Raw genomic sequence first — 12,252 nt, forward strand, 5'->3', positions numbered from 1 at the left:
ACCTGATCTGAGGTACATGAGGACCTCCTCGAAGTGCCTCCCTCATCCCTGGAAGGCTGTGGCCGAGACGCTAGGCATGACGCGTTAAGGTGTCAATAGATGGGGCCGCTCATCTTCCGATGCGGCCGCCAGAGCAGCCCTGGGCGCATATTTAACGCTTTAAGTTCTGCCCGCACCCAGTAGACAAATTGGTGTCAAATGCAATGAAACACACAAAAGGGATACATGGCCTGCGCCCGTCCCGGACGCACGTCCGGATACTGCTCGGGTCCCCGAAAAAGCGCGGAACTCCGCCCAGGGGACGAACACCGTTACCGGCTCCTGCGAGGATCACCAGGCAGCCGGACCGCGGCGAGCGCATTGCGCTGCATGCGGAGACACGCCAGTTCTGCCCGGAGACGAGCCACTGCTCAGCGACGTCCGCGCCGAACCTCCTCGGTCGCGGCGACCGCCTGATCGAAGGCCGCGATGCTCGCTACGATGCTCTGATCTGTGTGTGCCGTGGAGATGTACCACCGGCCGCCGGGAAGGACAAAGACCCCGTTGCGCAGGAGTTCGACGGCGATCCGGTCGTAGTGCGCCTGATCCGCCATGAGGAAACCATCGAACGTGTCGGGGTCATTTGTGGCGATGCTTGCTTGAACCACCGGGCCGACTTGGTTGACGATCGCCTCGATGCGGTGCTTCCCGAGCGTGTCACGCAGCCCATCCGCGAGCATGGCACCGTGGCGGTCGAACTCCGCGTACACACCCGGCTGGTCGAGGATGCCGAGCGTCGCCTTCGCGGCCGCGAGGACGATGGGATTGCCATTGTACGTCCCGGCGTGCACGACGCCCGCCAGAGTCTGCTCGATGATGTCCGCGCGTCCGCCGACAGCGGCGAGCGGAAAGCCGCCCGCGATCGCCTTCGCCAAGACCACGAGGTCGGGTGTGACCCCGAAGCGCTCGGTCGCGCCCCCTCTGGCGAGCCGGAATCCCGTGATGACCTCGTCGAACACCAGCACGACGCCGAACTCGTCTGCCAACGCGCGTATTCCCTGGAGAAACCCTTCGGGCGGCGCAATGACGCCCGAGTTGCACAGCACGGGTTCGGTGAAGATCGCCGCGATGTCCTTGGACGGATCGGCGAGCACCCGACGCACCGCTTCGAGGTCGCCCCACGGCAAGACCTCCGCGTGATCGAGAGCTTCCGGGCTCTGACCGCGCGTCGCCGGCCGGTCGAGGTTGCCCTGGGCGTCGGGGCGATAGCCGAGCAACATCTGGTCGGACCAACCGTGGTAGTGGCCTGCGAACTTGATGAACCGCTGATGCCCCGTACGGGCTCGCACAACGCGAAGCGCGATCTGGTTCGCCTCCGTCCCCGTGTTGGACCAGAGCACCCGCTCGACACCGGGTATCCGTTCGCACACCATCTCGGCTACCTCGTACTCCAACCGGTGCCCCGCGCCGTAGGTCGCGCCTCTGGGAAGCTGGCGTTCCACGGCGGCGACCAGGTCGGGGTGCGCATGACCGACAATGACCGGCCCCCAGCCGAGGACGTAGTCGAGGTAGCTGTTGCCGTCGACGTCGTAGAGGCGGTCGCCTTGCCCCCGCTCGAAGAAGATCGGATGTGGCTTCATCGAAGCCCGCATCCCTGTCGCCACTCCGCCGGGGAGGGTACGGCAAGCCCGTTCGTACGCGGACTTCGAATTCGCCCAACCCATCGTGCCCATGACCTGTTCTTCCCCTCATCGGTGATCTCGGATTGACTGGGCCGGCCGCTAGCGGCCGGTCGGCCTCAGGAAGCGGAGTTCAGGCGCGGAGGCCAGCGGCAGATTGGCGGTGACCTCGACGCTCTTGTCCATCGCATACAGCGAGTACGGAGCGGTCAGTATCAGCATCCAGGCCGTCTCAGCAGTCCGCCTGCCGATCTTCCTGGCGATGTCGGCACGTTCCCGCTCCGGGCTGACGTTGAAGGCGTTGACGAGCTCGGTCATGGTCGGGTCGTCGTAATTCCACGGGTTGAACAGACCCTTGTGGGCGACGTAGAACTGCTGCGCAAGATAGCTCGCGATGTAGTTGTTAGTCGCGGCGAACTTCGGCTCGGTGACGGCGGTGTACCAATCCGTCGTCTTGTAGGTCACCCGGATCCCGATGTCCCCCAACGACTGCTTGATGATCGGGTCGTACTTCGTCAGCGCCGGCTGGTCGCTGTACGCCGGTAGTACGAGATCGAACCCGTTCGGATAGCCCGCATCGGCGAGTAGCTTCCTCGCTCGGGCGACGTCGTACGGATAGAGGCTCTCCAATGACTTGTCGTACTGCGGGAATCCCTTGATCCACGGCTGCAGGGTGGGAGTCGCGTACCCCTGGTCCAGATTCTTCGCGATCATTTTGCGATCGAAGGCCATGTTCATCGCCTGGCGAACGCGCACATCAGCCAGCGCCGGACTGATGGCACCTGACTTGTCACCGAGCATGAGGCCCCGCACCTGACCGGGGGTCTCCAACACCTTGAAGCCTGCGGAACTCACCTGGGGCGCGGTGTCCTCGTCGACCGGAGCGAAGTCGACCTGGCCGCTCCGCAGCGCGTTGACGGCTGCCACCGTGTCCGGGTAGACCTTCATCACGATGCTGTCGTAGGGGAACTCCTCCGCGTCGCCGTAGCCCTTGTTGCGAACGAACCGGTACTCGGTGCCAGGTGTCGAGGCCGAGGTGTCGAGTTCGTACGGGCCAGAGCCGACAGGATCTGCCGCGAGCTTGTCGGGGGCCTTCAGTGCCTTCGGGCTCATGACCGGCGTGGTCGCAAGGTAGATCTGAATCTGATTGGCGCCTTGCGCCGCCCCTTCCGGTGTGACGGCGATCTGGACTGCGCCGTCGACCACTTTCGCTCCTGAGGCGAAGCGTCCCCAGTTAATCGCGATGTTGTGCCTGATCCAGAAGTTGACGTTTCCGGCAACGGCGTTCGCGTCGAGCGGGGTGCCGTCCGTGAACGTCGCTCCGTCGCGGATCTTGAGCGTCACCTTCGACAGATCGGGAGCGAATGTCCATTCCGATGCGACGCCCGGCCCGAAGCCCATCTGACCGTCCGGGCCCTGTTTCCATCGAATGACGAACTCGTAGACCGGGCGGACGAGTAGCGAATCGTAGTCGCTGTAGCCGGGTGAGAAGTTGTACGCTTGTCCCGCGGTCGGCGAGACCATCGCCATGACCAAAGTTGAGGAATTGCCTGCTGCCGGACCACCGCCTGCACATCCGGCGAGTGTCAGCACCGCCACAGCCGCCGCGATTCCACGGTGTCTCATGAGGGCTCCTTGTCCGCAAGGGCCTTGAGCCGCTCGATCGCCAGTGCCGTCATCCTGCCCCCGGCCTCCGGGACGAGTCGCGATACCGTGCCGAGCCGCGTTTCATATCCGCCGTGCGAGAACGCGCACTCCGTGGGCACATAGCCGACCCACCCGTTCGCGAGTTCGATCACGAAAGTGTAATCGAACGGTGAGCCGTCCTTCGTTTCGAACCCGAGTTCCGAGAAAATCTCTGCGGGATAGGTCGCGAAGCCCACATCGCCTACGCGAATCGCCATGATCTCGGCCTCTTCGAGGACTTCCCGACCCGGCGCCTCGCGTTGGGCACGGTCGATCTCGATGATCTGTTCAGAGAACCCTGCCTGGAGGAACCGATTATCGAAGAAGGTGTACCGGTGCCCGGTCGCACGCAGGTTGTACGCATCCATGTCGACACTCTTCCGGTCCTGTTCCAAGAACCAGCGTGCCGCTTCGACATGCTTCGCCGCCGCCTTGCGCTGCGGCAGCGACAGCCAACCGGTGCTCACGACGACGACCGCGTCCGCGATCTCTCGGGCGGCGTCCATCGCCACGACCGCGGCCTCGACAAGGGCGTTCGACCACCGGTCCGAGAGCGCGATGGGCCCCCACTCCCCCATCTCCCTATGGCCCCAGGGCGCGACGGTGCGCATGCTTCCGGGGTCGGCGGCGCCGCCCTCCACTGTCCAGAAGGGGGGTGCCGACATGTCTCGCCAGTAGAGGTTGCCGCCGGCCCCCTGCAGGAAGAGGAACTCCGCGTCGTACGCAGCACCCAACTTGGTCACGAACGCTCCGGCGATGTCGGCCGAGTAGATCGGTTCCAGGCCGAACATGTGCGGGTGGACCGCGAAGTTCGCCAATCCGCCGACCACGGTGCCGTCGGCACGCTCGGCGAAGAGGACCTGCAGGGTCTCGTCGGCGGGTCCCTCCATTCGCTCGAAGTCGTCCACCCACTGGGGGCCTTCGTTGCCGACCTCACCTCCGGCGTACAGGGGACGGCGGTTGAAGGTCAGTCCATACGTCCGCGCCGATCCCACGCGCAGAGTCACGGGTTCGGCCCGGGCGAGAGCCTCAGCCGCCGCGTCACCGATTTTGACCGGGAGGCCGTGCAGGAAGGGCTCGTCGATCTCCCCGGCCCACACCTGAACCGTTCGGGCGGAGCTGTGCGTGTGGGTGCAACTGACGACCACTCGCTCTCCGGGGAAACCCGTGCGGTCGGCGATGCTCTCCCGAATCGAGGCGACAGTGTCGCCTGCCAGCGCGATGAGATCGCACGACACGAACATGACGGCTTCCGCACCGTGCCGGATGATGGCGACGCGGGCGTTTAGCGGCCAGTGGACGCCGACGATCTGACGATCGCCGTCCTCGTTGGTCTGGCCCGACGTTCCGATGGGCGGTGTGATGTCGATCCGGGCGAACCCGGCCTCATACGGGACCACTGTCGTCTCCTTCCTCTTCCGCCGCAAAGCCTGCGGCCTCCTCGCTCGATGACCGCTCGGCGTCGACCTGGTCGCGTCGAGGGGCGTCGTCCAGGATCGAAGCGAGCAGCATGCGGGTGTACGGATGCTGCGGGTCGTGGAAGACCTCGATCACGCCCCCCGTCTCCACGACCTCGCCTTCCTTCATCACGACGACGCGATCGCAGAAGTCCGCGACGACGCCGAAGTTGTGCGTGACGATGAGCACGGCGAGTGAGAACTCATCCTTGAGGGCGCGCAGCAGATCGAGCACCTCAGCCTGCACCGTGACATCCAGCGCGGTGGTGGGCTCGTCTGCGATCAGCAGCGCCGGCCGCGAGGCAACAGCACCGGCGATCAGAACACGCTGGGCCATTCCGCCTGAGATCTGGAAGGGATACGCGTCGAACGTGCGCAGGGGATCGCGGATCCCCACGCGAGCAAGCATCTCGAGGGCGATCGCCTTCGCGTCCGCGCGTGAAACCGAGCCCCGCGCCCTGATGCCATCCACCAGTTGCGCCCCGACCTTCGACGACGGATCGAGGTTCGACATCGGTTCCTGGGGGACGTACGCGAGGCGACGGCCACGCAGCTTGGTGAACCGGGCATCCGCCAGGCCGATGAGCTCGGTGCCTGCCAGCACGATCGAGCCGTCGACAATGACGGCGTCGTCAGGGAGGAGTCCCAGGACCGAGAGGACGGTCTGCGTCTTCCCGGATCCCGATTCACCGACGAGGCCGACGACCTCGCCCGGCTGCACGGAGAAGGAAGCCGACCGCACGACGTCCTTGGCGACACCACCGTTCCCGTAAGCGATTCGCAGATCTGTGACGTCAAGCAACGCACCTCTGCCGTGTTTCGCGCGCACGACGTCCCCGGGTGCATTCGGCGGGGGCTCCACGACCGCCCCGATCGTGCGATGTGCAGCGGCGTCGCCGAAGAGCTGCTCGACACGCCTGCGGCGGGCGCGTGCGCTCGGCTTGACCTGGGTATTCTCGGCGCGATCACGGATCGAGTTGCCGAGTAGCACGAACGCGGCCATCGTCATACCGAGTGCCAGACCGGGCCAGACGAGCTGCCACGGAGCGGTGTAGTAGTTGGTGAAGGCGTCATTCAGCATCCCGCCCCAGGTCGGTTCCAGCCGATTGCCGAGGCCGAGGAACTCCAGGCCCGCGGTGGCGGCCATCGCTCCCGCGAAAAGGAACGCCGCGAGGACGATCACCGGGCCTCTGACCGCGAGCAGGACGTGGCGCGCGATGATGCGCACGGCGGAGAGGCCGGCGACGCGCGCCGCGTCGACGTAGAGCTCGTTGCGCACGCGGATCGTGAGCGTCCGCACCAGCAGATAGACGCTGGGTGCCTGGAGCACTCCGAGGACGGCGACGGCGACCGTGGTCGAAGCTCCGGTGACCGTGTAGAGGGCGATCAGAAGGATGATGCCCGGAACGGCGATCAGCACCGAGAAGAGCCACATCGTCGCCGACTCGATGAGCCCGCGGAAGTACCCCGCGACCAGCCCGAGGGTCACGCCGAGCGCGAGAGCGACGCCGGTGAGGACCAGCCCCGCGACCCACGCGCCACGCGTGCCCGCAATGATCCGCGAGAGGATGTCGCGGCCGTACTTGTCCCCGCCCAGGATGTACTCGGTCGTGAACGGCGGGGCGTTCGTCAGCGAGAGGTTGACCCTCTCCGCCGGGAAGGGCATGACGAGTGGCTGCAGGACGGCCACGACGCCGAAGACCACGATGACGAAGGTGGCCACGGCGGCGAGCGGATCGCGCCGGAGTGCCCGGAGGAAGCCGGGGGTCACCACACTTTCGGCCACCGTGTCCTGGCGGGGGCTGACGGTCATTTGAGCCTCATCTTCGGGTTCACGAATCCGTTCAGGATCTCGGTGAGCAGGTTCACCACCACGACGACGACCACCATGAACGCGACCGTGCCCATGACCACGGGGACATCGGCACTGTTGCCCGCCGCGATCGCGATCGTGCCGACACCGGGGAGCGCATAGATCCGCTCGATGATGACGGCGCCCCCGAGGATCCCGATGACCTGCAACGAGAGGATGGTGAGCACGGGAGCGGACGCGTTACGCAGCGCATACTTGAGCAGCACTCTGCGGGTGGAGATGCCCCGGGAACGGAGTGTGCGGATGTAGTCCTGCCGCAGGACTTCGAGCAGCGTGCCGCGCAGTTGCGTCCCCACAAAGGCCACCGCGCCCAGCGCGATGGCGAACGACGGCAGGATGATGCTCGACAACCAGCCGCCGAACGACTGCGTGAGGGGCACGAAGCCCGTCGCGGGAACGAGCTTGAGCGTCAGGCCGAAGATGATGTCGAGTACGAGCGCGAGCCAGTATCCGGGGATGGCCTGCACGAACACCGAGAGAAGCTGCAGGCCCCGATCGATGACGCCGCCCGTCGTCGCCGCAGCGACACCGAACGGGATCGCGAGCAGGACGGTGAGCACGATGCTCACGACGACGAGGCTCAGTGTGACCGAGACAGCACCGGCGAGCATGGTGCCCACGTCCTGCCCGTTGAGGATCGATCTGCCGAGCGACCCGTTCAGCACCCCGCGGAGCCAGTCGACGTACTGCACGATGATCGGTTCGAGTAGCCCGCGGTTCTCTGCGAAGCGCCGCACCTGGTCCGGCGAGGCTTGCTGCCCCAGCGCCTGACTCGCGATGTAAGTGCCGCCTCGGGCGAAGAGCATCCAGAAGGTCAGCAGGGTGACGGCGAGGAAGATCGCCACGCCGGTGACGAGTTTGCGCAGTGTGTAGGCCAGCACCGTGTGCCCTCTTCCGTGGCTCGGTCGCTCATCGCCGCGACGGCTGCTACCCGTCCGATCGGTGAGCTCGATCTCAGAGTAATCAGATCAAGTCATCAGATGCAATCAATCAGTCTCATCAGGTGAAGCATTGAAGCTCTGCTGGCGACGGTGCCGCGATCGAAGGGGCCTACGGCAGGCTTAGTAGATTCGCGCCAGCAACCCACCGTCGACCACGAGATCGATACCGGAGATGAACGCGGCGTCGTCCGACGCGAGGAAGGCAGCGGCCGCCGCGATGTCCTCGGGGCGCCCCAAGCGCCCGACCGGGTACTGCCGTTCGATCTCGGCACGCGCATGTGCTGGGTCCGGCAGCGAGTCGAAGTACTCGCGAACCATCTCCGTCTCGATGTCTGCGGGGCAGATCGTGTTGCAGCGGATACCGGCTGAGCCGTGCGACGCAGCGAGTGACTTCGCCATCGCGACGAGTCCGCCCTTCATCGCGCCGTACGCCCCGAGGCCGGCGTCCCCCACCAGCCCGAGCACGGAGGACGTGAAGATGATCGATCCGTGCCCGGACGCCTTGAGCGGGTCGAGTGCACTTCGCACACCGAGGAAGACCCCCCGCAAGTTGACGCGCTCCATGCGATCCCAGTCCTCGAGGCGGGTCTCCTCGAACGGGGCGACCACCTGCACAGCGGCGTTGGCGTGGAAAACGTCCAGCCGCCCGGTCTCCTCCATCGCCACCCGGACAGCCGCTGCATTGCCGTCCGCGGTCGAGATATCGGCCGCGACGCCGACGGCGCGACCCGGAAGGCCCGCGAGTTCGTCGGTCAGCCTGTGCACCGCTTCGCCTCGATCCACGCAGACGACGACGGCACCCTCGGTTGCATAACGTCGGGCACAGGCCGCGCCGATCCCTCCGGCCGCCCCGGTGAGCACTACGGTCCGCCCTGACAGTCTCATATGGGGGACGATAGCAAATCTCATTCAGTGAACTATGCATGTCTCAGTGGGTGAGCATAGATCTGAGGAGGTGGGCTGCCGGCGACCGCCCTCCCACGTCATCGCAAGCGCCCCGCTGCCTTGATGGCGGCGGTTTGATCGCCGAGACCGGAGCGTGGATCATTGTGGTCGTGTCTACGCTGTCGCAGCCCTCGTTCGAGGAGCCGGGCGCGTCGGCGGAACCCGTCGAACGCCTCCCGTCGCCCCCGGCTGCCTGCGTCCGCGTCACCTCCTGTGCAGTTTCCTTCCAACAGCGGGAGTGGCGCCGTGTCCAACGCCCTTGACCGAGGCCTCGATGTGCTCGAAATCCTCGCGCGTCGTGGCGAGGCACGCGTAGCCGACCTCGTCAACGACCTCGACGTCTCCCGCGCCACAGCCTTCCGGATCATGGTCACTTTGGAAGGGCGCGGCTTTGTCGAGCACGTCCCCGAGCGCCGCACCTGGCGTCTGGGACGAGCGATCAGCGAGCTCGCCGCGGCCGTCGATTCGGACGACATCACCAAGGTCGCGGCGACGACGCTCGCCGATCTGGCGGAGCGCACGCAGGAGACCGTCAACCTCGCCACCGTGCATCGCAGCCGGGTCGTCTGGGTGGACACCATCGACAGCCCGCATGCCCTGCGGATGACGACCACGCTCGGGGAGAACGTGGCGATCCACGCGACCGCTGCCGGCAAGGCGATTCTGACCGCCGTTCCTGACGGGGAATGGCACCGCCTCCTGCCGGCCGAGCCGTTCCCCGCCTTCACGCCCAACACGCCGACGTCCATGGAGGCGTTGCGCATTGAGGTCCAGCGCGCCAAGGAACGGGGCTGGGCACTCGACGACGAGGAGTGCGAGCTCAACGGCGTCTGCGTCGCCGCCCCCATCCTCAACGGCCAGGGACACCCGATCGCTGTGATCTCGATCTCGTCGACGTCCGGCCGCCTCCCCGCAGAGCGACGCGTGGAACTCGGCGAGCTCGTGCGCGATCGCTGCGCACGCCTGTCGACACCCTTGACGGGCGGCTGAGCCGCCCACGGAGCGTTTCAGACCTCCGGAAAGAGCACCTGCCGAGGAAGCCCCTCGACCTCGTCGATCAGCAGAGCGCTCCACCCCTCGTAGTCCCCTTGCTTGTAGGAGCGGATGACTTCGCGACTCGGTGCGTGCTCGATCGCGTCCCCGAGATCGTGCAGGACGGTGTCGGTGCCTTCGACACTGAAACCGCCGTCCTCCTCCGCGACGATCACGGCGCCGTCGGGAAGACGGATGACGTGGTCACCTCGGTGCGCGAGCACGAGCGCGCCCCAGTGATGCACGACGTGGCCCTCGACACTCGTCGGATTGATCGTCTGACGTGCCCAGGCGACGACCTCCCCGTCGAGCACGATCTCGTCGCCGGCAGTGAGCCCGACCGTCGCGATGAGAAAGCCGTCGACGATCCGGGAGGCGACCTCGACGCCGTTCAGCGAAAGCGTCGGCGACCGGACCCAGTGCGGCACGAAGAAGTGGATCTCAACGGGACGCGCGACGGACGAGGCAACAACCTCGATCGAGGTGTGGGCCCGACGCGGGTACGACGTCCGCTGCCGCAGCGTCAGAGTGCCGCCCGCCAGCTCGAGTTCGGCGACCGAGTCCGCCGGGAACGTGATCGCGAACGCGTCCTCCCGAACGTGATACGTGGAGGTGATGGCGGTCGCATGCCCCTCGGCGCCGCGCTGCGTGCAGCAGAAGAACGCCTCGTAGAAGTCGCGCATGCGGATGATCGGACCGCCGAAGCCGGCGCAGCTGTCACACCCGAAGCCACCGTTGCCCCGCTGGCCCCGACTGACCGCGTTGTTCCAGATGAGGTGCGCGTCTTCGAGGTACCTGGCCTCGCCGGCGACCCGCCAGAGCCCCACGGCGACGATGAAGGAGTCCACGACGGCGCAGGGCTCGGTCCAGGTGTCCGGGCGCCCGAACCAGTTGTTGTTCGCGTAGTTCTCGGTCATGGCGCGTTCGCGATACAGCCGGTACCGCTCGAGGACGGCATCGAGGTATCGCTGATCGCCGGTACTGGAGTACACCCGCAGGAGGGCGCGAAGCGTCGTCAACGTCGCATGGGTCTGGACGTTCGTGCCCAGCAGGTCCGTTTCGAGGAACCTCCGGAAGCCGGCTTCGATACTGTCGAGCAGCTCAGTGCTCGGCGCGAACTCCAGAACCTGCGACATGCCGTCGAGCAGCATGAACTGGTTGCCGATGTCTGACGACATGACCCAGTTCCCCCACTGCCAGGTGGCGGCGCCGACCATCTCCCCCTGGCCGCGACCGCGCTCCCCGATGGTGACGGGGTAGGTCGCCCACCAATCGCGCATCGGCAGCGCTATCCGGTCCACGAGCCGCTCGAGCAGCGCCAGGGACTCGTCGTCGCCAACCCAGTTGTGGTATTCGATGAGTCCGCGCATGAGCCATCCGTGCGGGCTGCCGAGTTGCTGCTCGTTGAGCGCGTGCGGGTCGATCCGTGCGCCGAAGTAGCCGTGGTCGTTCATGTGCGTGCGCAGTCCGCCCATGATGCGCGCCGCCTGTCCCGAGTCCTCGTCGAGGACTCGGGACAGCAGGATGTTCGCGTGCAGCGTTCTCGCCACCCAGTCGCCCGGCCAGTCGTCCGAGTCGACGTTGGTGAAGATCTGAGGGTCCTGGAAGGCCCGGTACTGGAGGCGGTTCCAGTTCGCTCGCGCCCGGGCTGCGAGGGTGCCACCCACGCTCACCCGCTCGGGGCCAAGTGGACTCCACTGGGACTCCTGCGTCATCGGTCTTCCTCTCTCGGACCCGCGTTCCACCTTCGCGGAGAGTCAGGTAGGCTCACTGATTGAAGCACTCTCTGATCCTACAGTGAGACTGTTGAGGTGATCGGTCGCCATGTCGTCACAGCGCCTCGAAATTGAAGACCTCACGGTCGCGTACGGCCACGGACGGAAGCAACGCGACGTCCTGCACGGCGTCTCCCTGTCCATCAGCGCCGGTGAGACCTTCGGGCTCGTCGGAGAATCCGGATCGGGCAAGACGACGCTCGGGCGTGCGGTGCTCGGGCTCGTCCCGACCAGATCCGGCACGATCCGCTACAACGGTGGGGACATCACGCGTGCGGCCGCGAGCGATCGCCGATCGCTCGCGCACGACGTCCAGGTCGTCTTCCAGGATCCCTACACATCGCTCAACCCGGCGATGACCATCCGCAACATCCTCACCGAGCCGCTCCGCGTGCGAGGCGTCAGCAAAGCGGACGCCGACCGGCGGGTTCGAGATCTGCTGGATCGGGTTGCGATGCCCGCTGACGTGCTCGGACGCCACGCCCGTGACTTCTCGGGCGGCCAGCGGCAGCGCATCGCGATCGCACGGGCCCTCGCGCTCGATCCCGGCCTCATAGTGTGCGACGAACCGGTCTCCGCACTCGACCTGTCGACGCAGTTGCGCGCTCTCGACCTCCTCATCGACATCCAGGAGAAGACAGGGGTCTCGTACCTCTTCATCTCGCACGACCTCGCCGTCGTGCGCCATATCTCGCACAGCGTCGCCGTCATGCGCCGCGGCGAGATCGTCGAGAATGGCCGGACCGAGGCCGTCACGGAGCATCCGCAGCACCCGTACACGCAGCGGTTGTGGGCGTCGAACCTCGTGGCGGACCCGATCGAGCAGGCCGAGCGGCGTCGCATCCGTGCCGAGACGATGTCGGAACCCGCAGCCTGAACCGGCTG

At 66.2% G+C, this 12,252-nt stretch carries 9 protein-coding genes; 2 read left to right on the forward strand and 7 right to left on the reverse strand.

Annotation, left to right across the window (positions count from 1 at the left end):
• Nucleotides 1-410: 410 nt before the first annotated feature.
• The 6 genes from ACH4TG_RS17530 to ACH4TG_RS17555 form a co-directional block, all read right to left on the reverse strand.
• Nucleotides 411-1,619 (reverse strand): aspartate aminotransferase family protein, encoded by a 1,209-nt coding sequence (locus ACH4TG_RS17530; RefSeq protein WP_398243193.1) that lies wholly within the window; start codon nt 1,617-1,619, stop codon nt 411-413.
• A gap of 141 nt (nt 1,620-1,760) precedes the next feature.
• Nucleotides 1,761-3,188, reverse strand: coding sequence for an ABC transporter substrate-binding protein (locus tag ACH4TG_RS17535; RefSeq protein ID WP_398243194.1), 1,428 nt, complete (start codon nt 3,186-3,188; stop codon nt 1,761-1,763).
• Between the two features lie 92 nt (nt 3,189-3,280).
• Complete coding sequence (locus ACH4TG_RS17540) at nt 3,281-4,744, reverse strand: hypothetical protein (RefSeq protein ID WP_398243195.1); 1,464 nt, start codon at nt 4,742-4,744, stop codon at nt 3,281-3,283.
• On the reverse strand, nt 4,731-6,614 hold the full coding sequence (locus ACH4TG_RS17545) for an ATP-binding cassette domain-containing protein (protein ID WP_398243196.1): 1,884 nt from the start codon (nt 6,612-6,614) through the stop codon (nt 4,731-4,733). The genes ACH4TG_RS17540 and ACH4TG_RS17545 overlap by 14 nt, the downstream gene beginning before the upstream one ends.
• A complete protein-coding gene (locus tag ACH4TG_RS17550) occupies nt 6,611-7,555 on the reverse strand; it encodes an ABC transporter permease (protein WP_398243197.1) in 945 nt (314 codons plus the stop codon). Before ACH4TG_RS17550 ends, ACH4TG_RS17545 begins: the two co-directional genes overlap by 4 nt.
• Nucleotides 7,556-7,735: 180 nt before the next feature.
• Complete coding sequence (locus tag ACH4TG_RS17555) at nt 7,736-8,500, reverse strand: SDR family NAD(P)-dependent oxidoreductase (protein WP_398243198.1); 765 nt, start codon at nt 8,498-8,500, stop codon at nt 7,736-7,738.
• Between the two features lie 306 nt (nt 8,501-8,806).
• On the opposite strand from ACH4TG_RS17555, the gene ACH4TG_RS17560 reads away from it, so the two are divergent.
• Nucleotides 8,807-9,550 (forward strand): IclR family transcriptional regulator, encoded by a 744-nt coding sequence (locus tag ACH4TG_RS17560; RefSeq protein WP_398243199.1) that lies wholly within the window; start codon nt 8,807-8,809, stop codon nt 9,548-9,550.
• A gap of 17 nt (nt 9,551-9,567) precedes the next feature.
• Here the strand turns inward: ACH4TG_RS17560 and ACH4TG_RS17565 are convergent, their stop codons facing one another.
• On the reverse strand, nt 9,568-11,307 hold the full coding sequence (locus ACH4TG_RS17565; RefSeq protein ID WP_398243200.1) for a hypothetical protein: 1,740 nt from the start codon (nt 11,305-11,307) through the stop codon (nt 9,568-9,570).
• A gap of 109 nt (nt 11,308-11,416) precedes the next feature.
• Between ACH4TG_RS17565 and ACH4TG_RS17570 the strand changes: the two genes are divergently transcribed.
• Nucleotides 11,417-12,244 (forward strand): ABC transporter ATP-binding protein, encoded by an 828-nt coding sequence (locus tag ACH4TG_RS17570; RefSeq protein ID WP_398243201.1) that lies wholly within the window; start codon nt 11,417-11,419, stop codon nt 12,242-12,244.
• Nucleotides 12,245-12,252 lie beyond the last annotated feature (8 nt).

The organism is Streptomyces sp. NPDC020917 (genome assembly GCF_044333795.1).
Classification (GTDB): Bacteria; Actinomycetota; Actinomycetes; order Streptomycetales; family Streptomycetaceae; genus Actinacidiphila.